The sequence below is a fragment of the Actinorugispora endophytica genome (assembly GCF_004363075.1).
Lineage (GTDB): Bacteria > Actinomycetota > Actinomycetes > Streptosporangiales > Streptosporangiaceae > Actinorugispora > Actinorugispora endophytica.
The window spans coordinates 127231-151168 of sequence record NZ_SNYN01000004.1 but is presented as its reverse complement, the minus strand read 5'-3'; the positions used below and the strand labels follow the sequence as shown (position 1 = coordinate 151168).

The 23938-nt window shown below is 68.9% G+C and carries 15 protein-coding genes and 1 pseudogene; 4 read left to right on the top strand and 12 right to left on the bottom strand.

All coding sequences use genetic code 11. The features are described 5' to 3' along the window. Positions 1-30: 30 nt before the first annotated feature. Positions 31-459 (bottom strand): DUF4259 domain-containing protein, encoded by a 429-nt coding sequence (locus EV190_RS08175; RefSeq protein WP_243742452.1) that lies wholly within the window; start codon positions 457-459, stop codon positions 31-33. Between the two features lie 9 nt (positions 460-468). Beyond that, positions 469-1131 (bottom strand): polymorphic toxin-type HINT domain-containing protein, encoded by a 663-nt coding sequence (locus EV190_RS08170; protein WP_133740866.1) that lies wholly within the window; start codon positions 1129-1131, stop codon positions 469-471. Here EV190_RS08170 and EV190_RS08165 point away from each other — a divergent pair. After that, positions 1016-1769, top strand: a pseudogene (locus EV190_RS08165) (integrase core domain-containing protein); the annotation flags it as partial. The gene EV190_RS08170 and the pseudogene EV190_RS08165 sit on opposite strands and share 116 nt — an antisense overlap. An 873-nt stretch (positions 1770-2642) precedes the next feature. Here EV190_RS08165 and EV190_RS08160 read toward each other — a convergent pair. From EV190_RS08160 to EV190_RS08125, 9 genes are all read right to left on the bottom strand, one after another. After that, complete coding sequence (locus EV190_RS08160) at positions 2643-3155, bottom strand: winged helix-turn-helix domain-containing protein (RefSeq protein WP_208113103.1); 513 nt, start codon at positions 3153-3155, stop codon at positions 2643-2645. A 59-nt stretch (positions 3156-3214) separates the two neighbouring features. Beyond that, positions 3215-3994: a barstar family protein gene (locus EV190_RS24030; protein ID WP_133740865.1), complete on the bottom strand. Its 780-nt coding sequence runs from the start codon at positions 3992-3994 to the stop codon at positions 3215-3217. A 51-nt stretch (positions 3995-4045) separates the two neighbouring features. Further along, on the bottom strand, positions 4046-11149 hold the full coding sequence (locus tag EV190_RS08150; protein ID WP_133740864.1) for an RHS repeat-associated core domain-containing protein: 7104 nt from the start codon (positions 11147-11149) through the stop codon (positions 4046-4048). 85 nt (positions 11150-11234) lie between these two features. Then, a complete protein-coding gene (locus EV190_RS08145) occupies positions 11235-13505 on the bottom strand; it encodes a LamG domain-containing protein (RefSeq protein WP_243742434.1) in 2271 nt (756 codons plus the stop codon). A 75-nt stretch (positions 13506-13580) separates the two neighbouring features. After that, a complete protein-coding gene (locus tag EV190_RS24025) occupies positions 13581-14684 on the bottom strand; it encodes a hypothetical protein (RefSeq protein WP_243742433.1) in 1104 nt (367 codons plus the stop codon). A gap of 597 nt (positions 14685-15281) precedes the next feature. Then, positions 15282-15950: an RraA family protein gene (locus EV190_RS08140; protein WP_243742432.1), complete on the bottom strand. Its 669-nt coding sequence runs from the start codon at positions 15948-15950 to the stop codon at positions 15282-15284. 209 nt (positions 15951-16159) lie between these two features. Continuing rightward, entirely contained in the window at positions 16160-16720 is a 561-nt protein-coding gene (locus tag EV190_RS08135) for a DUF4352 domain-containing protein (protein WP_166655411.1), read from the bottom strand. A 130-nt stretch (positions 16721-16850) separates the two neighbouring features. Next, complete coding sequence (gene folP, locus EV190_RS08130; protein ID WP_208113102.1) at positions 16851-17705, bottom strand: dihydropteroate synthase; 855 nt, start codon at positions 17703-17705, stop codon at positions 16851-16853. Continuing rightward, positions 17702-18628, bottom strand: a complete 927-nt coding sequence (locus EV190_RS08125; RefSeq protein ID WP_133740862.1) for an Lrp/AsnC family transcriptional regulator — start codon at positions 18626-18628, stop codon at positions 17702-17704. Before EV190_RS08125 ends, folP begins: the two co-directional genes overlap by 4 nt. A gap of 358 nt (positions 18629-18986) precedes the next feature. On the opposite strand from EV190_RS08125, the gene EV190_RS08120 reads away from it, so the two are divergent. Both EV190_RS08120 and gdhA read left to right on the top strand, forming a co-directional pair. Beyond that, complete coding sequence (locus EV190_RS08120; protein WP_133740861.1) at positions 18987-20498, top strand: LCP family protein; 1512 nt, start codon at positions 18987-18989, stop codon at positions 20496-20498. Between the two features lie 214 nt (positions 20499-20712). Next, the gene (gene gdhA, locus EV190_RS08115; protein WP_133740860.1) at positions 20713-22065 is read left to right on the top strand and encodes an NADP-specific glutamate dehydrogenase; all 1353 of its coding nucleotides are present in this window, start codon (positions 20713-20715) and stop codon (positions 22063-22065) included. Positions 22066-22351: 286 nt separating this feature from the next. Here the strand turns inward: gdhA and EV190_RS08110 are convergent, their stop codons facing one another. Further along, a complete protein-coding gene (locus EV190_RS08110; protein WP_243742431.1) occupies positions 22352-22912 on the bottom strand; it encodes a flavin reductase family protein in 561 nt (186 codons plus the stop codon). Between the two features lie 206 nt (positions 22913-23118). Here EV190_RS08110 and EV190_RS08105 point away from each other — a divergent pair, with 206 nt between their 5' ends. Further along, positions 23119-23820, top strand: a complete 702-nt coding sequence (locus EV190_RS08105; protein ID WP_133740859.1) for a cell wall anchor protein — start codon at positions 23119-23121, stop codon at positions 23818-23820. The last annotated feature ends 118 nt before the right edge of the window (positions 23821-23938 follow it).

The following is a 23938-nucleotide window of genomic DNA, read 5'->3' as shown; positions in this document are numbered from 1 at the left end:
AGACGAGGCAGTGGAAAAACCTAGACGGCGTCAGCCTGATGCCCCTTGGGCAACCTCGCTGGCTTCGTTCAGCAGACGTTCCACTTCAGCTTTCCACTCGTCCCCGAGGCCTTCATCGACCCACAGGCCATAAGCCTCGGAATCCTCTTGCAGCACCCTGGAAAGAGCCGAAACAACCAGCGAGAAGAAGGAGGACGGAATCTCGGGGACCGCATCCAAAAGTTCGACCGCTTCGAGGACACTATCTCTTCCCTTGATCTTCGCCAAAGCAACAGCCGAAGCAGCTACCGCCGGCTCGCCCAAGTCGCGATCAAGATAGTCTCCGGGCTCGACTTCAGTAGCGGACGACAACGCCTCACGCAGCGCGTCGATCACCTCGCCCTCATCAAGTCCTCGCAGCTCATCGAGCAGATCCATCGCCGAGTCGTTCTCGAATGGCCCTACACCTGAAGCACTCATACCGTCCACTCACCTCCACTGATCCAGAAAATCACGCGTAGCTTGCAAGTATCCTTGGCGTCGCGGATTGTCGAGACGGATCGCCCTTTGATTAGCCAGGATTGGCGTGTACCAATTCTCGACCATTTCCTCCAGACCTCGCCTCGCAGCCCGATTATCCGTCCGATAGAGGACCACGCCCGTCAGACCAGGATAGTTCCGTCGGTGCGTGGCGAGACGAGACTGCAGATCCGTGGCCATACCCGTTCGCATCACCGTTCCGTTCTCCGAAACCAACGCATAGATGCCGCCCCTAGCATTGGAATCACCGACGGCCTGGTGCGATGGGCTGAGGAGGCCCACCGTCGGACATCCACCGGAATTGTGGACGAGGACCGGTGTCTGCCCGGCCAGCACATGGTACGTGTGCAGGTTTTCAACAGTGAGGTTGTGGGCGGTGGTGGTCTGGGTCCACTTCCGGACCGCGGTGACCTGCACCCAGGTGCCTGCGGAGGTGTGCAGCCAGGTACCGGGGGTCAGGTCCCCGGCGTCGATCCACTGGCCTGCTTCGGGGACCCAGAAGGGGTCAGCATCGCGGATCCCGTTCGAGTTCCAGTCAGAGGGGATGTCGATCAGTCGGCGCACGGTTTCGCGGCACCTGCTCGCACTGGGGCTGAACCACCGGAAATTCATCGACCCGATCGGCGAACCGAACTGGGAGCCGCGGAAGATCACGGCGCGTCGACCGGGGCACATGGTCCACGTCGATGTGAAGAAGGTCAGTCGAATCCCAGACGGCGGTGGCCGGAGAGCCCACGGCTGTGGGAGCGCACAGGCCAAGGCGACCGAGCGTCTGAAGAGGAAGAACAAGCGCGGCGGCTACGTCTACCTCCACTCCGCCATCGACGGCTTCAGCCGGCTCGCCTACACAGAAGCTCTGCCCAAGGAGAAGGTCAGCACCGCCATCGGGTTCATGCACCGGGCGCGCCTGGTTCGCCGCCCACGGCATCACCCGTATCGAGCGGATCGTCACCGACAACGGCGCGCGCTACCGCGCAGACGCGTTCGCCCGAGCACTACTCGGGTCACGTCACCAGCGCATCACGCCCTGCATACCTCGACACAACGGCAAGGTAGAGCGCCACAAACGGATCCTGACCGAAGAGTTCCTCTACGCCCGCGAATGGACCTCCGAAGACGAACGCGTAGCCGCGCTCGGCATGTGGAACGTCCACTACAACTACCATCGCCCTCACGGCACTGCCGACGGCCAACCGCCAGCCTCGCGGCTCCCAACCGGTGTCACCAACGTGATGGCCTCATACAGCTAGTGCGGTGTTCGAAGACGAGGCCGGGACCTCGCTGACCGGCGCGCGGGCACGCATCTGGGCGTCAGTGGGGCAGACCCCAGAATCAGCTTGCACGTGGTAGGTGTGGATGTCCTTAACGGTGAGGTTATGGACGGTGACACTCTGGGTCCACTCCCGGACTGCGGTGATCTGGATCCAGGTGCCTGCGGAGGTGTGCAACCAGGTGCCGGGGTCAGGTTCTCGGCGTCGACCCACTCACCCAATTCGGGAACCCAAAAGGGGTGGCCGTCGGTGGCGGTGATGGTGTCGCCGACCACCACCGGGCCAGGGGCGGGGTCTGTGTCACCGTTTTCGCCAGCGGGTTTCTCGGTAACGGGATCGACGGTGATCTCGACGAGGTTCTTCATTCCCGAGCCGGTGATGGTGGCCTGGACCGTCTTGGCTTCCTGTTCTCCGCTTTCGGGGTCGGTGGCCAGGACCGTGTCGCCGACCTCGATGTCCTCGATAGCCTGGCTGCCGCCGTTGGCCATCAACACTCGGGTGCCCGGAATAAAGCTATTAGACCTACCTGTAAGGCAACTACTAACTGTATTTCTTGCTGACTGCCACCCGGATCTAACAGCGCTTCTGGCTCCGTTCTCGGCGAAGGCGCCCAAGCCCTTCAGACCGCCCAGCTTCAGCGCCGCTTTCCCGCCCAGAACAGCCGCGCGAATCCCGCCGGCACCCCAACTACCGGGAGTGATCATCGAGGCGATGTAGGCGCCGACGTAGCCGCTGGTGTACCAGCCCGAGTCTAGGAGTGCAGCCGGTACAGCAACCGGGGCCTGTGTCCGGGTTTGTAGCAGCACAGGGCGGCCACGCTGCCCCGGCCCCGACCCGCTCCGGTGACGGTGATCACCGGGGTGAGGCCCCGTCTGCCCCAGGTACGCGTGATGAGCGGCCTGCCGCTCTGGCCCGCTCCCGGATGGTCTCGTCGTCGCGTTCGGCGGCGCGTCGCGTGGGGACCTGCACGCTCCCCCCGAGCCGGTGCAGGAGCAGGGACATGCCCGCGAGTGAGTAGGTCACATCGAAGTGCTCGGCTGCCACCGCTCTGATCCGGGCCAGGGTCCAGCGCTGGTCGGCGAAGCCGTGCGCGGCCGGGCCCAGGTCCAAGAGCTGTTGCAGTAGGTCCAGTTCCCCCTCGCTCAGGGGGCGGTGCGAGGCGGCTCCCTTGGTTTCCAAGGCCTGCCTGCCGCCGGTTTCGTAGGCGTGGTGCCATCGCCAGGCCGACATGTGGGTGACCTGGTAGACGCGGGCGACCCGGGTATCGGTGGCTCCGGAGTCGAAGTCGTCCGCGGCGGCCATGCGTACCGCCTCGCGTCGCTGGCGTTCTGCGGCGGTCAGCCCGCCGCCGGTGGAGTACCTCATACCTTCGGCATACTCCGGCGGGATGGCCTGTCAAGAACAGTAACCCCGCAAATTAAAGTTCAGTAGTAATAATTGACTTCAATTCCCTTTTCTTTAAAAATTTTCCCAATTTCACCACAAAATGGATCCCACTGTAGATCATTTGAGTATTTATTAATTTTCCAGTTAAGTTTAAATGGGCGGATTGCGCCAAATCCACCATTCAGGCAGTCATTAAAAGAATCCACTCCTTTCCCGAAATACCCTCCTGGTCCATTGATTGCCTCACCCAATGCACAGTAGAAGCTGAGTTCATCTACGACATGTCTTCCATCAAAATAAAACATAGATCCCGACTCCAGATTTTTTAGTTTTCCAAAATTCTCAACCATTCTGACTCTAGCCACTTCAAGCCAAGCAGTTTTCATTTCACGAGAAAAGTTAATCCAAATATTTCGAGAATCAATTTTTCCCCTTTTGCAAAAATCCCAAATCTTCCATGAATCATTGGTCAGCCGATCAAATAAAATTCCTGAAATTTTCAGATCGAAAAGTATGCCCTTTTTATAAAATCCTTCAATCGTTACATCCCCTAGGAAATAGGAACCAATAATATCTCCATTCATTCCAAGAATATGAATATTTGCATTACCCAAATTTAAACTACCGGTCTTATCTCCATTTTTTCGGGCTGCTAGTTTTTCAAACAAAGACGCCCCCAAACTGCATTCAAGCATCCAAAATATTATCCGACTCGGAAGAGGTTCTTCCCAGTTAGAAACAAGGCCACCAATCTCTCTTGCTTTGGCAATTGAAGCCAAATCCTCTTCCCCTGTCAACGAAAACCAATACTCTCTCACCACAGCCTCCAAGCTCACAGAAACCTAGCACAACAAATCGGGAATTTTCCCTTAAAGTCTTCTGGGGATAGCCCCACCTTCCGGATACCACGGCGCAGGAAAAAGAAAAGGACTACTGTAATCATGGTTTAGAACATACCCCAAATTACCATCAAGACGCTGCAAAATTCGATGACTGGTTCCGGGAACATCCCACTCCAAAGACCCAGACCACTGCGCTCTCTGCCTGCTCAAGAGTTCCCTTCCCTGGTATACCTGTTGCCCTCCGACACCATCAGGCCTGGGGGTCCCACGGCCCGCTCTTATCTCCTCATACTGCTCACGGATCACTCTTGGAATCGGGTTCGGATCAGAAAGCCTAAGGCCACATACCTTATTCCTATTATGAACAAGAACAGAGGAATCATTCAGTCGAATATTATAAGTATTTATGTCATCGACTGTAAGGTTATGGACCGTAGAATTCTGACTCCATATGCGAACCGCAGTGACCTGAACCCAACTATTCGAAATAGTGAGAAGCCACATCCCAGGAGTCAGATCACTTGCATCTACCCATTCATTTTTTTCAGGAACCCAAAATGGATGCCCTCCAGTAGCGACAATTTCATCACCAAATACAACAGGGCCCGGCGCGCCTTCTCCATTACCATCTTCTCCGGCGGGTTTCTCGGTGGTGGTGTCGACGGTGATCTCGACCAGGTGCTTGTTTCCCGAGCCGGTGATGGTGGCCAGCACCGGCTTGGCCTCGGAGTTCCCGGTGTCGGGGTCGGTGGCCAGGACCGTGTCGCCGACCTCGACGTCCTCGATGGCCTTGCTGCCGCCGTTGGCCATCACCACCCGGGTCCCGGGAACGAAGCTGTTTCCCGCACATCCCCGGATGGCGTTTCCGGCCGACTGCCACCCGTTCCTCACCGCGTTGGCCGCGTAGGACCCGGCGCTTCTGGCTCCGTTCGCGGCGAAGGCGCCCAAGCCCTTCAGACCGCCCAGCTTCAGCGCCGCTTTCCCGCCCAGAACGGCCGCGCGAATCCCGCCGGCGCCCCAGCCGCCGGGAGTGATCATCGAGGCGATGTAGGCGCCGACGTAGCCGCTGGTGTACCAGCCCGAGTCCTGGTTGACGCCGAAGAGGCGCAGGCTGTCGGCGAAACCCATCCCGGTCGTGTGCTGGAGCGCGTAGTTGCCGGCCCACCCCATCGGGCTCATCTCCATGAGCGCCACGACGGCACCCGCCTGGGAGTCCCGGTACTGGGAGGCGAACGGAACCCGGTTGAACGCCGCGTTCGCACCCTGGATCCCCTGGTAGACCGCGTTTCCCGCACTGGGCCGATAGGAACCGCCCCCCGAACCACCCCCACCCGAATAGCCGCCACCACCGCCACCGCCCGCGGCGGATTTGGGTCCCCGCCCACGGTTCTTGGTCTTGAACCTTCCGCCCCCCATCTTGGTGGGCCGCCCGCCGAACTTCTTGGTCAGCAGCCCGGTGGGGTCGGTGAAGGTGACGGGGTTGTTGCCCGAGTAGGCGTAGCCGTGGATCTGCTGGGGGTCGGTGAAGTCGACGACTGGGTCCGGAGAGACGAACCGGCCGATCGCCGCGTCGTAGGCCCTGGCCCCCAACTGGGTCAGACCGACCGACGTGTCCAGAGTCCCGCCCACGAACCCCCGCTGGCTCGGCCACTCACCGCTCGAACCCCGGTCGGTACCGAACGCCGTGAAGCGGCGCCGGGTGCTCTCGCCGGTCTCGGAGTCGACGGAGAGCTCCCCGGTGCCGTGGTGGTCGGCGAACAGCCAGCTCAGCTTGTTGTCGTTCTCTCGGACTGCTACCCCTTCACCGCCGTGGTCGTAGAAGCGGGTGGCCTCCAGCGAGAACGCGGCCTTGTCCATCCGCACCTCCATACCGGGCAGGTACAGAGTCGCGTCGGTGGGCGTCTCGCGGACCAGCCGGGAACCGTCCGCGCCGTAGCGGAACTCCGTCTGGGCGTCGCCGTCGGTGACCCGGACCAGCTTTCCCTCGGCGTCCCACTCCAGGGTCTGGTCGTAGGCGGGGGTGACGCGGCTGGTCAGGTTTCCCGCGTCGTCGTAGCCGTACTGCTCCAGCTGGTCGCCGCCGGGACCGGTCTGCTCGACCCGGGTGACGGCGTGCGGCTGGTCCTGGCCCGGCTCGGGCTGGGTGTAGGTGCGGGTGATGTCGCCGCCCGCGGCGTGCTGGACCTCGGTCTCGCGGTTGCCGACCGCGTCGTAGGTGTAGGAATGCCAGTACGGGGCCGCGCCGCCCAGGCCCGCGGTGGTCGGGGCCGCCTCGCACCCGCCGGTCTCGGTGCTCTCCGGTGTCCAGGCGTTGGTGAGGCGGCGCAGGTGGTCGTAGGTGAAGCACTGGGTGTCGGTGGGCAGCTCGAGCCCGGTGGGCTTGTCCGCGATGCGCAGGATGTTGCCCGCGTCGTCGTACTCGTAGCTCTGGGTGAGGAGCGATCCTGATCCGACTTCGGGCACGACGCTAGTCAGCGACATGCGGTTGGTGGCCTCGTCGAAGACACGCGTGATCCAGGTCTCGTCAGCCGTGCTGCCGCGCAGAAAGGTTCGCTGCAGCAGGTTGCCGGTCCTGGAGTAGATGGCCTCGGCGACGTAGGTGTTGATGCCCTTGACCGTGGTGGGCATGCCCAGTTCGTTGTAGCCGAAGGTGACCGGCTCGGCGCTCAGCCCTCCCGCCCGAGGGAAGGCCATGTCCTTGACCGTGCCGTCGGGGTTGTAGGAGCGGATGTAGCGGTAGGTCCCTGCGAGCGGCCCCTCTGACGCGGGAATGGTGACCGTCTCGGCGAGCGGCCGGTACATCTTGTCGTAGCTCAGGACCGCGTTGGTGTAGTCGCCGTCATCGGTGTACCTGGTCGACGAGGTCAGCTGCCCCTTCGCGCGGGTGTCGTACACCCAGCCGGCGCGTTGGGTTCCTTGCGGGGAGTCGTCGTACAGGCCGGTCTTGCGGCCGAGCACATCGTAGGTGTAGGCGACGGTCTCGCCCCGCCCGTCGGTGGAGGTGGCCAGCTGGTCGAGCGCGTCGTAGGTGTAGGTGCTGGTCCCGGCGTCGGGGTCGACGGCCTGGATCTTGCGTCCGCGCAGGTCGTAGGTGGTCTCCCACACGTTGCCCGCGGGGTCGGTGACGGTGGCCAGCTCGCCGTTCTTGGCATAGGTGTAGGTGGTGGCGTCGAAGGCGCCGGTCGGTGTGGGGGCGTGGTGCTGGCGCAGTTCCACCACCCGGTCGCGGGCGTCGGTGATGGTGGTGGTCGCGGTGTCGCCGTCCGGCGGGGTGACGAGGGTCCGGTCGCCCCTGTACTCGGTGGTGGTGCTCCACTGCTCCTCGCCGCGCGAGACGTGGCGCACGACGGTGGGGCGTTCGGCTCCGTCGTAGACGGTCTCGGAGTAGCGGGGAATCTCGTCGTCGTTGTTGACGACGAGAAGGGTGTCGCCGGGCTCGGCGGCGGCGTTGAAGTAGGCCTCGCGGCTCTTGACGGCCAGGCCGCGCGAGTCGTGGAAGGTGTCGGCGACCAGGCGTCCCTCGCCTCCCACGGCCGGAGACTGGATCTGGCGCTCGCGCAGGAACGCGTCGTAGAGGGTGAAGGTGGAGTTGTAACCGCCGTCGTTGCGCACCGCCGAGGCCACGACGGTGGTGGGCGCGTCGTTGCGGACGCGGTACTCGAACTTCAGGCTGGGTGTCGCCGTGCTCTTGTCGCGGTCGGCCAGCCACACCGCGGTGAGCCGGCCCAGAGGGTCGTACTGCAGGTCGGTGCGGTTCTTGTTGGCGTCCACCGTGGCGACGAGCATGGACCGTGCGGGGTCCATGTACTGGGTGGCGGTGTGCCCGAGCGCGTTCTCGTCGGTGACGACCGTGGGCGCGCCGCCGGGGACCGCGGACTCGTAGCCGGTCCTGGTGGTGTGGCCCGCGGCGTTGGTGGAGGAGGTCTCGCGCCCGTAGGCGTCGTAGGCGGTCTGCTCGCTCGTCTCGTAGACGGGGGTGGTTCCGTCGTAGGAGGCCAGCCGCTCGGTCGTGGTGGGCAGGCCCCTGGTCGGAGCCGCGCCGAAGGCTCCCCCGTCGTAGAAGGTCCGGCTGTCGCTGATCACGTCGGCGGGGCGTTCTGGGGCCTGCGCGCAGGAGGCTGCGACGACCTCCTCGCGCGAGGTGGTGTCCAGGATCCACGCGCTCGTGTCGCGCGTGTACGTGGTGCGGGTGCACTCGTCGTCGGTGTCGAGAGCGGCGTCGCCGTAGTCGTGGACCTGTGTGGGAAACCCGTAGTCGTCGAAGGCGGTGTCGACCCGGGTCTGACGCCAGCCGTCGTCGACGGCGGTGTAGGTGCGGCTGGAGGCGGTGTCGATCAGGTAAGCCGAGACCGTTCCCCACGAGTAGTCGCGCTCGGCGGTCTTCTTGCGCCACGGAGTGGTGATGGTCTTCTCGACGACCGCGCCGCCCGGGCCGTTGCGGATGATCTCCTCGCGGGTGGCGCCGTTGAGTTCGTCGTGGTCGGTGTGGATGCCGCCCTCGGAGTCGGTGACGGTGACCGAGCGAGTGCCCGAAGGCTGCTTGTCGCCGTGCATACCGCGGAAGAACAGGTGCTCGGTCTCGGACTGCTGTTCGCCGGGAGCCCCGGATATCACCTTGACGCGTTCGTATCCGCGCCAGTCGGACCAGGTCCGGTACTTGTCCTTGGTGAAGCCGTCGGCCTCCTCGTACCGCCACGCGCCCCCGCCCAGGTACTCGTACGTGGTGACCATGTCGGGCTGGTCGGTGACCAGGTCGATCTCGGCGACCTGTGTGACGACGTACTTGTGGAACCAGTCGGTGAGCTCGGCGTCGCCCTCCGGTGTCCAGCGGACCGGGTAGCAGCGCTTGCCGTTGTCGTGGGGCTTGGGCGTGGAGCCCCGGGCGCAGTCCTCGCCGGAGTAGGTGATGTCGACCTGGCCTCCGGTCTCGGTGTAGACGGAGGTGATCCGGTACTTGAGCATCGGCGCCAGGCCGTCGGAGAGCCCGTCGACCCGGTTCTCCAGCGCCGTTCCCGCGAAGGTCACCTTCGGCGAGGTGGCGGTGCCGCCGACGTGGCCGGTGTGGGTGACGGAGTTCAGCCACAACGACGGGGTGGTGCCGTCACCGGGAGCGGGGTACTTGTGCTCCAGGGCCCAGGAGTCCACGTCGGTGTACGCGGTGCCGTCGTGGACCTGGGTGGTGACCTTGTCGAGTTTCTTACGGGTCCAGAACGTGGGCGAGAAGCGGTTGGTGCACGGGGTTCCGACGGCGCAGTGCTGGTCGAACGGGACGTCGGGCCACTTGGAGGCGTTGGCCTCGGTGAACTTGGACGGCGCGCAGTCGAAGCCGTCGGTGGGGAGGCACCGCTCGCCGACGGTGAACTTCACCCGGGCCGGGGCGGTGGCGTAGACGTCGTCGGAGCGCAGGCCGTAGTCGATGTGGGTGAGGTAACCGCCCCGGACGTACGGGGTGGCCGTGGTCTTGAGGTTGCGGCCGTAGTGGTTCCGCTCCTCGGCGTAGTGGTAGGTGACGACGTTTCCGTGCACGTCGACCACGTAGTCGAGGTTCCACTTGTACGCCTGCTGGCACCAAGAGGCGGCGAACGTCGACTCGTGGCAGGGCTCGCCCGAGTCGTTGCCGTACACCGGCACGGTCCACGCCGAGTCGGTCTCGGGGTCGCCGCTCTCCCAGCCGGGCAGCCGGTTGCGGCCGAAGAAGTACTGGGTGCCGTCGGTGGTGGTGACCTTCCAGTGCTCGCCGTCGTTGTCGCCGTTGTCCGCGCCGGTCAGCCGCTCGATCCTGGTGCCGTCGTCGCTGCGCATCCGCCAGGTGCCGTCCTCGTCGAGGATCAGCTCGCCGCCCTTGCCGTTGAGCGACAGGGTGGCGTTGTGCCGGGACCAGCACTGGTCCCCGGTCTTCTCGCCCTCGGCTTGGCCGTCGTCCGCGCACGGCTTGTAGCTGCGCTCGATGTACCCGGCGGCGTAGCTGAACCCCTCTCCGATCCAGGAGGTCTGGCTGTTGGAGGAGGCGGTGCGCCCGTCGACCGACCCCGAGGAGTAGCTGAGCCCGACGGTCGGCTTGAGGCCGGCCGCGGTCCCCGGGACGTTGATCGGGTAGGCCCAGTTGAAGTCACCGGTCTGCAGTCCCACGTCCCAACTGGACGCGGCGTTGAGCTCGGTCGCCTTGTAGTCGCCGGTCTCGCCCTCGCTGTCGGCCACCGCAGCCAGGAGGGTTCCCTCCCCCGCCGCTGCGGGGGCGACGGCGTTGAGCCTCATCACCTGCGGCTGGTTGTCCGAGGCGAGGTCGATCGCGGGCGCGCACTCGGCGGCGTCGGCATCGAGGACGCAGTCGTCCAGAGCGACGAGTTCGAGGCGGGAGGCGTAGTCGGCGCCGAAAGCGGGGGCGAAGTCGGCGTAGTCGAGGCCGATCTGGACCGGGCCGGTGGTCTGGGCGCCGTCGGTTCGGGTCAGGCGCAGCAGCACACCGGTGACCCCGGCTTGTTCGGCGGTGGCCTGGTCCAGAACCTCCACGCGCGCGCTGCGCACCGGTTCGACCCCGGCCGGCGCGGCCTCGGCGGCCTCCTCCTGCTCCGCCGCCCCGGGTTCGTCCCGGGCCTGCTCCGGTTCCGAGGACGGCTGCGCCTCGGGGGGCGGACCTTCCTGCTGCGAGGGCGACGGTTCCGGGTCCTGGGGCGCGGGGCTCGGCTCGGGGGTGTTCTGGGAGTCTCCGCCCTGGCTCTCCCCGGTGCCGGGGGCATCACCGGGAAGGGGGGACGTCCATCCGTCGAAGACCTCGGTGTTGACCGGGGCGATCGCGACCGTCTCCTCCTCACCGGGGACCGGTGGGGTGTCGGCCTCGGCGGACTCGGGGGCGGCGAGGTCGTCCTCGGTGCTGGCCTCCGTCGGCCACGCGGGGTCGCCCAGGTCGGTGACGGCGGCGTCGTCGATCGTGTCGTCTCGGACGATCCGGGCGTCGGGGGCATCGGTTCCCGGGATCGGCTCGTCGTCCTCGACGTCGGGTCTGGTGTTGTAGGCCATCGCCGAGGCCGGGATGGCAACCAGCAGCCCGGTGAGCATCACCAGGGAGAGAAGGAACGACAGGATGCTGCGCACGGGGGTGCGGGGGTGGGACGGCGAACCGGGCTCGGACATTGGGCTCCTCCAGTCCGGCGTCGTCAATCGCCGGACCGTCGTTTCAGCAGGGGATGGCAGAGGAAGGCGAAGAACCGTGAATCGGTTATCGATTCACTGGTGGTCCGAATCCGTATTTCAGGTAGCCGATGTCGTCCTCGCTGAGGACGCCCTGGTAGACGTGGACGTCGGCGAGGTCGCCGTTCCACAGGCCGGCCGGTGCCCCCTCGAACCGGGCGTCGCCGATGACGACGGGGCCGTCGGCGTGCCAGGGGGTGGCCTGGGTGGCGGTGCCCTGTTCGACGCCGTCGACGTAGAGGGTCATGGTGCCGGTGGTGGCGTCGAAGGTGGCGGCCAGGTGGGTCCAGGCGCCGAGTTCGGGAGGCTGGGCGGACAGGGCCTTGGGCCAGCCCGAGGCTCCGACGGTGTCCGACGGCGGCATCTTGAGCGTCCAGTTGTTCATCCCGTAGGTGCTCTGCCGGCCGAGGTAGAAGCCGCTGTGCTCGGTGCCGCTCTGGCTGAGGGCGGTGGGGTTGTCGGTAGTGGTGGCGTCCAGGCGGACCCACGCGGCGACGCTGAAGCTGGAGTCGGTGCGGATCGCGGGGCCGGTGGTGGCGATGCGCTCGTCGGTGCCGTTCAGGGTGGCGCCGGGGATGTACACGACGTCGTTGAACGCGGTGTTCCACACGGTGGCGGGGTCGCCGGTGAGGGTGCCGGTCAGACCGTGGTCGCTGGAGTCCGCGGCAGTGGTGCCCTCCGTCTCGTCGAGCTTCCACCGTCCTTCCAACGTGACAGGTCGGTTGGCGAGCGTCCACGCCTCCGAGGCGCCGTCGTCCAGCGCGGTGTCGGTGACGAGGCGGTCCCAGATCTTGACGTCGTCGATGCCGCCGGCCCAGTAGTAGTTCTTCACGCCCTGGTACTTGCCGCGTCCCAGGGTGAGGGGGCCGGTGGTGGACCAGGCGCTCTCCTGTGTGGCGGTCCCCTGCTTGACGCCGTCCACGTACAGGGCGACCTCGCCGGTGACGGCGTCGTAGGTGCCCAGCAGGTGGGTCCACACCCCGGTCCGCGCCGGTTCGGCGGACAGCGCGTAGGCCCATCCGGCGGTCCCGTCGGCGGGGGCGTCGGCGGGCGACATCTTGAACACCCAGGCGTCCTGGTCCTTCTGGTAGCCCAGGTGGAAGGGGCTCTGCTGGGCGCCGTCCTGGCCGATCGCGGTGTGGTGGGCGTTCTTGTCGTCCATCTTCACCCAGGCGGCCACGGAGAACGTCTCGCCGGTGTCCACGACGGGGCCCGGGACGGTGATCTCGTCCCAGGCCGGATCGGCGGGAACGTAGCCGTGGGTGTGGACGGCGGTGCCTTCGAGGCGGGGGGCGTTGTCCTCGACCGCGCCGACCCGGCCGCGGATCCAGTCCACCCCGGCCGTGGCCGTGGCCGCGCGCCCGTCCTGGCGGGAGTCGGCGGCGGTCGTGCCGGTGCCCTCGTCGAAGGTGAAGTGCGCGACCGGGTGGCTGGGCGGGGCGACCAGGAACGTGTACGCCAGCGCGCACGCCGAGGAGTTGCCGAAGCCGTCGGTGGTGCGCGCGTAGACCAGGTTCGGTCCGTCGGTGCGGGGGGTGAGGGTGGCGGTGACCGATCCGCCCTGGCTGGCGGGGGTCAGCTCGGTGGCGCAGGTGTCGTCGTTGAGGCCGTAGTGGTAGGCCGTGGCGGTGGTCACGCCGTTGTTGGCGAAGGTGAACTCCCCCGGTTTGCCGACGCTTCCCGAAGCGGCATCGCCTTCGGGGTAGTCGGTCGAGGTCACCTGGGGGCCGGTCTCGGGGTTGGTGGTGTTGACCCGCAGGTGGCACCAGCCGGACCAGGAGCCCCACACGGTCCCGTCGTGGGCGCGGGCCCGGTACCGGATCAGCGTGTCCTCGGGCAGCGCGCTCGCGGTGACCGACCTTTCGCTGCCCGAGGGCCACTTGGCGACGTCGGCCGAGGTCGAGTCCCTGGTCTGGATCGTGGTTCCGTCGGACTGGATCTGGAACTGGGCCTTGGCCTTCTGGGCGGCGTACTTGGAGTCGGTGTCCCTCACCTGGGCGTACAGGCGCGGTGTGGCCGAGTTGACCAGGCGCGGCCTGGCGGGGTCGGTGGCGCAGGCGCCGCCGTGGGAGTCGCGCATGGCGGAGGTGGCCGGGGTCGCGGGGGCGTTGTTGTAGACCACGACCAGGGACGGGTTCTTCTTGAAGCGCCGCCAGTCGTGGTTGGAGCCCGACACGGTCTCGTTGCCGTACAAGCCGAGGATGATGTCGGCCTTGCCGTTGGCGCGGCCCCACTCGTAGGCGGCGGTGGCGTCGAACTCCACGCCCGAGCCCTCGCAGCCGGCGCGGCCCTTGTCCACGGTCTCGGTGTCGAGGCGGGTCAGCTTGTCGGGCTGGTCGCTCCAGGTGGTGGCGGAGCTGATGCCGCCGGTGCGCTAGAGCTCGACGCGCGCGTCGGTGCAGCCGAAGGCGTGGGCGACCTCGGTGCGCAGGGTGGCGGACCGGATCGTGGCGTTGCGGGTTCGCTCGTAGACGCTGAACCGCCAGAACACGCGCTTGGTGTGGCCGTACTGGGGTTCGTATCCCACGCCGCTGTCGGCGTCGGACTTGTTGTAGTAGGCGGTGGTGGGGAAGCGCTTGTCGACGTAGGCCCACGCCTCGCGCTTGACCGAGACCGAGGGGTCGATGAACACCGGGTAGGTGGTGGCCTCGTCGGTGAGCATCTCCTGGTCGGGCCGCAGGCGCAGCGCGCCGTCGACGACCTCGGTGGGCACCTGCTCCATCCGCGCTCCCGTGGCGGGGGCCAGGGCGCGGGCGGCCGCGCCGGTGTCGCCTTGCCCGTCCTGGCCGGAGGAGTCCCACATGGCGGGCGCCGAGGCCACGAACACGCTCTCGCCCTCGGGGGTGACGGCGTCCAGGTTCCCGGTCTCGTCGGCCTCGATCGTCACTCCGGTGCCCTGGACCGGCAGGTCCAGCTGGGCCAGGGCGGGGTTGGCGGCGGCCTCGGCGGTGCGCACCACGAGCACCTGGGTGAACCCGTCGACCCCGGCGCTCACCACCAGGTCCACGTCCGGGAGCACTTCGGGGTAGGTGGCGCGGTCGGCCTCCAGGACCGGTTCGGGGAGCGCTCCCAGCCAGTCCAGCGCGACCGAGCGGCCGCCGAGTGAGACCCGGGCCAGCGCGTCGTCGCCGCCGCCGGAGAAGACCAGGTCCGCGGCCGTGGCCCGGGGCCGCACGGTCCCGTCGTCGGCGCGCACCAGCGTGGTGTCCACGTCCCGCCATCCGCCGCCCGTGCGCACCCGCACCGGGGAGGGGTGGGTCTGGAGCGTGAACGTGCCGTCGGGGTTGGCGAAGACCTGCGACCGCTCGTCGGTGGCCGAGACGATCTCGACCGGCTCGCCCGTCTCCTCGGCCTGGTCGAGGGCCTGCTGCTCCTGGGCCGCGCCGTCGGGCGACTCCCCGTCGTCCGCCGCCGCGGGGGCGGTCCACAGCAGACCCGCCGCGACCGCTCCGGCCAGCACACCAGCACACCAACGCACACCGAACACCACGAGCACCCGATCCAGCAGAAGCCGACAAAGCACACCGGACCGGGCAGACCCGACCGTTCCCCTAAGGACCGGGTAAAAGTAACGAACCCATGATCACCCGTAAAGGAAACCCGAGAACACGTCGCTCACACAAAGTCATAGAGCGATCACGCTCCTTCGCGGACGCTGCGCGGACACCGTGTCCGCGTGTTCCAAACCCGCGCGAAGTGGCCGGATCCGGCCACTCCGCGGAGTCGCCGTTCACCTGAACCGGAACAGGAATTCACCGAAGGAGCCCCTGGAACCACTGCCACGCAAGGACTCTCGCAACGGCCGTGCACTCACTGACGGGATTTCTCTCCGGGCCCCCAACTTCAATACCGAGCCGTTCAGAGTCCGGTGGGGATCGCCGGGGCCGTCCGCCGCCTCGGCGAGGACGGTGACGAGGCGGCGACGGCGGGTGCCGGTCGGGGCCGCGCCCACGACCTCCGTGATGTCCGTTCCTCCCGGTGATCTTGACCTTTTCGGGGCCTCAACCGTCTCTGAGACCCCGAAAAGGTCAAGATCACCGGAGAGAGCGCCGAACACCCCCGTGCCGGGGACTCCCTAGACCGCGCGTTCGGCCGATCCTCCGGGGGCGGCTCCGGCGCCCTGCCAGCCCGCCACGCGGGAGGGGTCCAGGTTGAGCACGTCCAGGGTGCTGCGGCCCGAGCACAGGGCGGCCAGCACCTCCTGGTCCCGCGAGACCGACTCCACCGTGTCGGCGACGATGGCGGCGGCCCGGCCCCGGGGCAGGCAGACGGCGCCGTCGTCGTCGACGACCATCCAGTCGCCGCGTCGCACCGGGAAGGCGTCCGCGCCCAGTCGGACCTCCCGGCCCACCGAGCCGCCCGCGTCGCGGCCGGGGGCGCGCACCGAGACCCCGGCGCTGACGACGGGGAGCCCGCAGCGGGCGATGGCGGCGACGTCGCGCACGCAGCCGTCCACGATGATCCCGGCCAGTCCGCGCACGCTCGCGGCCACGGCGAGGATCTCGTCGACGTACCCGTACTCGGGCTCGCCCGCCACGTCCACGACCAGGGCGCTGCCGGGCGGGGCCTGGGCGACGGCCACGTGCAGAGCGAGGTTGTCGCCGGGGGCGCAGCGCACCGGGAACGCCGAGGCCGCGAAGGCGGCCCCCGGCCACACCGGGAACAGGTGCGATCCCAGCGGCCGCGCGCCGCTCCTGGCGAGTGCCGCGGTTCCCGCCGCCGTCAGAGTGTCCGCAAGCGCCACGTCGTTCCTCCCGTTGCCACCGCGCCGGTGCGGGACGTCCGGGGAAACGGAGGCCCGGCCGGCCCGACATCCCTCATACTCACCGGTAACTTCAACGCGACGCAAGGCATGGCCGCCCGGAATCCAAAAAACTGCTACCGCTGGTTACATCCGGAACGGCGGAGCGGGCGCCGCGGACCCCGGGTCCGCGGCGCCCGCTCCGCCCGGCCTCACCGGACCTCGGCCGTGACGCTTCCCCCGAGGATCTCGCTGAACTCCACGCTCGCCGCCTCGAAGGCCCCCGAGGCCGTGACCGTGCCCGTGGCGCTCTCGCCCGGGGCCAGGGTGTCGGAGGGGATCTTGGTGTCGTCCACGACCATTCCCTCACCCGCGCCGTGCTCGGCGCCGTCGGTGTCGGTAATGGTGAAGTAGAACGGGTTGACGTCGACCGCCTCGTCCCCGTTGTTGACCACCGTGACCAGGACGCTGGTGTAGTCGCCCTCGGTGTACAGCGCGTTCGGGGTGAACTCGGCGGCCTCGGCCGTCAGCTCCACGTCGAGGGGCTCCGCCGGCTCCGGGCTGTACCCCTCCAGGGTCGGGAAGGCCACGACGTCGCCGCCCCCGGGCCGGTCCTCGCCAACGCTCTCGCCGACGCTGCGGAGCGCCCCGAGGACGACGGCCACGACGACCAGCGCCGCCAGGAGGCCGCCGCAGCCGAGGCACCCCCACAGCAGCCAGAGGCCCCTTCCTTGCTTCTGCGGGGGCGCGGGGGGCTGCTGCGGCGGATACATCGGTCTCCTCGTCATCGGAGCGGGGGTGGGGCACGGCGCGTGACGCCGCTCCCCCGTACCGTAGCGGCCCCGTTCCCCCTCGAAACGACAGATCCCGCGCCGTGGCCGTATCCGGCCGTCGGGGGACGGGTCACACCCCGTCGGCGCCCGCCAGCCCCGCCACCGCGTCCAGCGCCCCGCGGGCCGCGGCGGTGTCGTGGACGCGGAAGACGCGCGCGCCCAGCCAGGCCGAGACCGCCAGGGCCGCCAGCGTCCCCGGTCCGCGCTCGGCGACCGGCCGGTCCAGGGTCTCGCCGATGAAGTCCTTGTTGGACACCGCCACCAGCACCGGCCAGCCGGTCGCCGCCAGCTCGCCCAGGCGCCGGGTCAGCTCCAGGGAGTGGTAGGTGTTCTTGCCGAAGTCGTGGGTGGGGTCGATGAGCAGGCGGTCCGGCCGCACGCCCAGGGACACCGCCCTCTCGGCCAGGCCCACCACGGTGGACTCCACGTCGGCGACCACGTCCGCGTAGGACACCCGGTGCGGGTCGGTGCGCGGCCCCAGCCCTCCGCTGTGGCTGCACACCAGCCCCACGTCGTACTCGGCGGCCGCCCGGGCCAGGTCCGGATCGGCCCCGGACCAGGTGTCGTTGATCAGGTCCGCCCCGGCCTCGGCGCACTCGCGCCCCACCCGCGCCCGCCAGGTGTCCACCGAGATGACCAGTCCCGGGTGGCGGCGGCGCAGCTCGGCCACGAACGGCACGGTCCGCCGGATTTCCTCCTCCGTGGACACGTGCTCCCCGTACCCGGCCTTGACCCCGCCCACGTCGACGATGTCGGCCCCCGCCGCCACCGCCGCGTCGGCCGCCGCCAGCGCGGCGTCGAAGGCGAAGGTGGCGCCCTTGTCGTAGAAGGAGTCCGGGGTCCGGTTCAGCACCGCCATGACGGCGTACTGCCCCGGCCCGAACTCCGCGCCGCCCAGGCGCAGCACCCCCGACGGACTGCTCATCCGGCCCCCTTCGGCCGCTGGACCGCCGAGGCCGGCGGCTCGTCGATCTGCTGGCGCTCCTTGGCCACCGACAGATGTTCCCACGTCTCGGCGTAGGTGACGTCGGGGTACCCCCGGATCGTCTCCAGGGCCTCCACGAGCGTGGGCCGGTCCGGGGCGGTGGCCTCGCCGACGACGTCGTAGCGGCCGAAACCGGTGGCGGCGAACGACACCCCCGGAACGGTGACCAGCCGGGCGGCGAGCGCTCCGGCGTCGCCCCGGCACGAAAGGCCGAACCCCAGGTGCTCGGTCGCGCCGACCGCGGACGCCTCGATCAGCGCCGTGACGTGGACCACGCCCGCGTCGATCAGCCGGACCACCCGCGAGCGCGCCGCCGCCTGGGACAGCCCCACCGCGCGGGCGAGCTCGGCGTAGGAGGCCCTGCCGTCGGCCTGGAGGTGCCTCACCAGCCGCCAGTCCAGCGGGTCGACGGACACCTCGCGCAGCGTCCGCACGCTTGAATAGGAGTCCTTGACGATCTCGTCGGCGCGGAAGACCTCGGCCCCCGCGACCCCGGGGATCTTGCGGAGCTGGGTGAGCTCGGCCGCGAGCGCGCCGTCGTCGCGCACCCGCACGTGCGCGACCGCGGGGAAGCGCCCGGCGGTCTGCGCGGCGAACGTCACCGCCTCTCGGCGGGCCAGTTCGTCCATCACCGGCCTTACCGGCCCGAAAACACGAAGTGAAATATGTCCGAATACCTCCATTCCCATGACTCCGGCGTGCAGGACCCCGACGATCCGGATCGCCCCGGTCGCGATGAGGTGCCTGACCCGGGCGCGGACCGCCGTACGCGACAGCCCGACCCCGTCGGCCAGCGCCTGGTAGGTCGCTCTTCCGTCCCCCTGCAGCGCCCTCACGAGCGCCGCGTCGACCGCATCGAGCACGATCAGTGCCTTTCGTTCCCGTGGCAACGCCCCTCTGCCCCCCGGGCATCGCCCCCTCCTGCGGCCAGATCATGGCAGCTGCGGCGGCGGTTAACTACTGATCACGAAAGAAACAAGGCCGACTTCGGCCAGCCAAAACCTGTGAACCGGACATGCGGCGATTCCACCAGACATAACGGACAGCGGGCAAACGGGCCGCCGTCGAACGCCGGTGTGCCAACAACTCCGGCAAAGCGCGACACTGTATACGCATAACGACGCGCCTGAGCGGTAGGTGGCGAGAAGCGGGACCCGTGGCCCGGGTGCCCCGCCCCACCGCCGGGCGTACCCGCTGGGACGGCAGGAGAAGGGAAGCCCGATGGCCGAGAGGCGAACGGAGCAGGCGCACAGCCGTCCGAAGGGCATGGGCCGCGCGCTGTTGTGGACAGCCGGATCACTGGTGGTTCCGGGCATAGCGCACCTGCGTACCGGACACCGCCTGGCAGGCGGCCTCATCCTCGCCTGCTACCTGCTGCTGGTCGGCGGCGCCGTCACGGCCGCCCTCCTGCTCAGCGGCGACCTCCTCCAGGGCGCGCGCATGGCGGTCCAGGGCCGCTGGCTGCTGACCGCGTCGGTCGTCGCCTTCGTCCTGGCGGTGCTGTGGATGACGGTCGTGATCCACTCCTACCTGATCACCCGCCCGCCCGGCTCGCGCGGGTTCCACCGGTTCCTCGCGGGCTCGATGGTCACCGTGCTCTGCCTGGTGGTCGCCACGCCGGCCGCCGCGGTCGTGTACACCTCGTACACCGCCTACGACACGCTCTCGACGGTGTTCGGCGACGCCCTCGCGCAGCCCCACGACGCCTCCGACCCCTGGAACGGCCAGGAGCGGGTGAACGTGCTGCTGCTGGGCGGGGACTCGGGCGACAACCGGTACGGCATGCGCACCGACTCCATGATGGTGGCCAGCATCGACGTCGAACACGGCGACGTCATGCTGATCGGCCTGCCCCGCAACCTGGAGAACGTGCCCTTCCCCGAGGGCACCGCGCTCGCCGAGCGCTACCCCGCGCCCTACGGCTTCGACGACCTGCTCAACGAGGTCTACCAGACGGTCGTCGAGGACGAGACGCTGGCGATCAACCCCGACGTGCAGGACCCCGCCGCCGACACCCTCAAGCAGGTGATCGGCGGGGCCGTCGGCCTGGACATCGAGTACTACATGCTGGTCGACATGCAGGGCTTCGAAGACCTGATCGACGCCATCGGCGGCATCGAGGTGCTGATCGAGGAGCCCCTGGAGTACGGCCAGCGGGGCGAGGTGCTCGAACCCGGCCTGCGGACCCTCAACGGCGAGGAGGCGCTGTGGTACGGGCGCACCCGGGTCAACAGCGACGACTACTCCCGGATGGGCCGCCAGGGCTGCCTGATCAAGTACGTGGCCCAGCAGGCCAACCCCACCACCATCCTGACCAGCTTCCAGGGCCTGGCCGGGGCCACCAAGCGCACCCTGCGCACCGACGTCCCCCAGGCCAAGATCCCGCACTTCGTCGACCTGGCCGAGCTGGTCGCCTCGGGTGACATGGAGACCCTCCAGCTGTCCCCGCCGCAGGTCGACACCGCCTACCCGGACTGGGAGCGGATTCACGAGCTCGTGGACGACGCGGTGCGCGACCAGGAGAACGCCCGGGAGCCCGTGGACGCGCAGGCGACCCCGGGGGCCGCCTCGGGCCCCGAACCGTCCCCCTCCGCCAGCCCGTCCGATCCGGCGGCCGACCCGTCCGACACGACCGAGTGGCAGGACTACACCGGTCTGAACGAGCCGTCGCCGACCTCGCCGGGGCGGCAGGTCGGCGAGGACGCCACCTCGCTCGACGCGCTCTGCCCCTGACGGAGCGCGGGACGGGCCCGGCGCGCCCGGACGGGCCGGGCCGCCCGCCTGGTGAGGGCTTTCGTCGGACGTCCACCTATGATCGGACGGCGGGGAACGCGCGCAATGGGGCGCTCGTGTCCGGCCCCGAACAGCCACAACGGCGCCCCCACCTCCGTCATGCCCTTCGGGCGACCGCGGAGAACGGGGAGCGCCCCGACGCGGAGGCAAACGCATGTCGGCCAACCTTGACGAGAAGATCAGCCCGCTGTACGACGCGATCCTGCGGCGCAACCCCGGCGAGATCGAGTTCCACCAGGCGGTACGCGAGGTCCTGGAGACGCTGGGGCCCGTGGTGGCCAAGCGCCCGGAGTTCGTCCACGCCAAGATCATCGAGCGGCTCTGCGAGCCCGAGCGCCAGCTGATCTTCCGGGTCCCGTGGACCGACGACTCCGGCGAGATCCACGTCAACCGGGGCTTCCGGGTGGAGTTCAGCAGCACGCTGGGCCCCTACAAGGGCGGCCTGCGCTTCCACCCCTCGGTGAACCTGGGCATCGTCAAGTTCCTGGGCTTCGAGCAGATCTTCAAGAACGCGCTCACCGGACTCCCCATCGGCGGCGGCAAGGGCGGCAGCGACTTCGACCCCAAGGGCCGCTCCGACGCCGAGATCATGCGCTTCTGCCAGTCCTTCATGACCGAGCTCTACCGGCACCTCGGCGAGTACACCGACGTTCCCGCCGGCGACATCGGCGTGGGCGGGCGGGAGATCGGCTACCTGTTCGGCCAGTACAAGCGGATCACCAACCGGTACGAGTCCGGCGTGCTGACCGGCAAGGGCCTGAACTGGGGCGGCGCGCAGGTCCGCAAGGAGGCCACCGGGTACGGGAGCGTGCTGTTCACCGCCGAGATGCTCAGGGCGCGGGGCGACTCCCTGGAGGGCCGGCGCGTGGCCGTGTCCGGTTCGGGGAACGTGGCGATCTACTCGATCGAGAAGGCCCAGCAGCTCGGCGCCAACGTCGTGACCTGCTCGGACTCCAGCGGGTACGTGGTCGACGAGAAGGGTGTCGACCTGGAGCTGCTCAAGCAGATCAAGGAGGTCGAGCGCGGACGCGTCTCCGACTACGCCCTGCGGCGCGGCCACGACGCCCGGTTCATCCCCGACTCCAGCGTCTGGGAGGTGCCGTGCGACGTGGCCCTCCCCTCGGCCACGCAGAACGAGCTGACCGGGTCCGACGCCGCCGCCCTGGTGCGCAACGGCGTCAGGGCCGTCGCCGAGGGCGCGAACATGCCGACCACCCCCGAGGGGGTCCGGGTGTTCGCCGAGGCCGGGGTGGCCTTCGCCCCGGGCAAGGCCGCCAACGCGGGCGGGGTGGCCACCAGCGCGCTGGAGATGCAGCAGAACGCCTCCCGCGACTCCTGGACCTTCGCGCACACCGAGGAGCGGCTGGCCGGGATCATGCGGCACATCCACGACACCTGCTACGAGACGGCCGAGCGCTACGGCCGCCCCGGCGACTACGTCGCGGGCGCCAACATCGCCGGTTTCGAGGCGGTCGCCGAGGCGATGACCGCGCAGGGGCTGATCTAGGGAGCCTCGTCGCGGGGGTGGTCCGCGCACCGGTGCTTCGGGCGGGTCGTCCGGCCCCACGCCACGCGGATCGCGGGGTCAGGGCGGGCGGCAATGGCGGCGCCGGGCGGGACCGCGCCCACGATGACCGTGTCGCGTGGTTCCCGTTGGTGATCGTGCTGTCATCCCCTCGAAACCGAGGATCTCGGGGGATGACGGCACGATCACCGGACAGGGGTCCTGGGGATGACCGCGCACCGGTCCCTCCACGCGGCCCGGTCCCCGCGACGGGGGACCACGGCGCCCGTCAGCCCTTGCCGTCGAAGCGGCCGTAGCGGCCGCGGTGGTAGAGCAGCGGATCGGTGCCGCCGTCCACGGCCGCGCCCACCACCCGGCCCACCACCAGCCAGTGGTCTCCGACGGCGAGCAGGTCGTGGCGCTCGCACAGCACGTGCGCCGCGACCCCGTCCAGCAGCGGCAGGCCGTCGGGGCCCTCGGACCACCGGGTGGGCGGGGCGAACCTGTCCACCCCCCGGGTGGCGAAGCGCGCGGCGGTGTCGTGCTGGTGCTCGGCCAGGATGTTCACCGCGAAGCCGCGGGCGTCCCGGATGCCCGGCCAGGTGCCCGAGGCGGCGTTGACGTAGAAGGACACCAGCGGCGGGGCGAGGCTCACGCTGGTGAAGGAGGTCGCCGTCATGCCGACCGGCGGTCCGTCCGGGGAGGGCGCCGTGACGATGACCACCCCGGCGGCGTGCGTGCCGAGCGTGGCACGGAACAGGTCCGCGCTCACCTGAGTCCCGTCAGTGCGCGGACCGCGCTTCCCCATGAACCCCTCCACCGCTCGTGTGCTCTCGACCGATGTTCGCATTCCCGCTCCCCGCTTCGCCACGGCCCTCTCTCCGGCCGTCCCTGGGCACCAGCTCCCATCGGGTGGTCCGGTATTCCGCGCGCGCCGGTGTGACGAATCCCGCTCCCCCTCCGGAGGTGGCCGGTTCCTGCCACGGGCGTTGCCGGAACCGCCGCCGCGTGTGACGATCTGGGCGGCCGCGCCCCCGACGCCCCGGACGGAGCCCCATGACCTCGGGACAGCTGTGGGTCCTGATCGGGCTGGGGGTGTTCCACGGGGTCAACCCCGGGATGGGCTGGCCGTTCGCGGTCTCGCGCGGCCTGCAGGAGCGCAGCCGGGCCGCCGTCGTGGGCGCCCTCCCCGCTCTGGCCCTGGGGCACGCGGCCTCGGTCGCGCTGGTGGCGGTGGCCGTCACGGCGACCGGGACGACGCCGGCCGCGCGCTGGTTCACCGTCGGGGGCGGGCTCGTGGTGTGCGCGGCCGGGGCGTGGCTGCTGCTGCGCCCGACGCACGCGCACCGGCCCCCGGTGCGGGTGCCGCTGCGGCGGCTGGCCGCGTGGTCCTTCGTGATGTCCCTGCTGCACGGCTCGGGGCTGATGCTGCTGCCCGTGCTGGCGGGCCGGGTCGACGGCGGCGCGGCGGCCGCCGGAGGCCACTCGCACGGGGTCGCGGCGGTTCCGGCCCCCTCCCCCTCCCCTGCCCCGGCGGCCCCCGGCCTTCCCGACCTGTTCGACGCGACCCTGCTGGGGCTGGCCGCCGCGGGCGTGCACACACTGGCGATGGTCGCCGCCACGGGGGTCGCGGCGCTGGTGGTGCACGACTTCTTCGCCGTGCACGCGCTTCGGCTGCGCTGGGCCACCATGGACCGCGTCTGGGCCCTCTCCCTCATCGCCGGCGGCGTCTTCGTCCTGTGGAGCGCCCGCCACTGAGCTTCTCGGAGGCCGCGCCGGGCCCGCCCGGGCCGCGCGGGGGCGGCGCGGCGGACCGGCCGGGTGCTCCTCCCGGTCCCGCCGGATTCCGGTTCCCTGTCGGCGGTCCGGTGGTCGG

Excerpts from the sequence above, each read along its gene's own strand:
- EV190_RS08170 (WP_133740866.1), bottom strand. The coding sequence starts at position 1,131 with ATGAATTTCCGGTGGTTCAGCCCCAGTGCGAGCAGGTGCCGCGAAACC.
- gdhA (WP_133740860.1), top strand. The coding sequence starts at position 20,713 with ATGTCGGCCAACCTTGACGAGAAGATCAGCCCGCTGTACGACGCGATC.
- EV190_RS08160 (WP_208113103.1), bottom strand. The coding sequence starts at position 3,155 with ATGAGGTACTCCACCGGCGGCGGGCTGACCGCCGCAGAACGCCAGCGA.
- EV190_RS08120 (WP_133740861.1), top strand. The coding sequence starts at position 18,987 with ATGGCCGAGAGGCGAACGGAGCAGGCGCACAGCCGTCCGAAGGGCATG.
- EV190_RS08150 (WP_133740864.1), bottom strand. The coding sequence starts at position 11,149 with ATGTCCGAGCCCGGTTCGCCGTCCCACCCCCGCACCCCCGTGCGCAGC.
- EV190_RS08105 (WP_133740859.1), top strand. The coding sequence starts at position 23,119 with ATGACCTCGGGACAGCTGTGGGTCCTGATCGGGCTGGGGGTGTTCCAC.
- EV190_RS08110 (WP_243742431.1), bottom strand. The coding sequence starts at position 22,912 with ATGCGAACATCGGTCGAGAGCACACGAGCGGTGGAGGGGTTCATGGGG.
- folP (WP_208113102.1), bottom strand. The coding sequence starts at position 17,705 with ATGAGCAGTCCGTCGGGGGTGCTGCGCCTGGGCGGCGCGGAGTTCGGG.
- EV190_RS08175 (WP_243742452.1), bottom strand. The coding sequence starts at position 459 with ATGAGTGCTTCAGGTGTAGGGCCATTCGAGAACGACTCGGCGATGGAT.
- EV190_RS08135 (WP_166655411.1), bottom strand. The coding sequence starts at position 16,720 with ATGTATCCGCCGCAGCAGCCCCCCGCGCCCCCGCAGAAGCAAGGAAGG.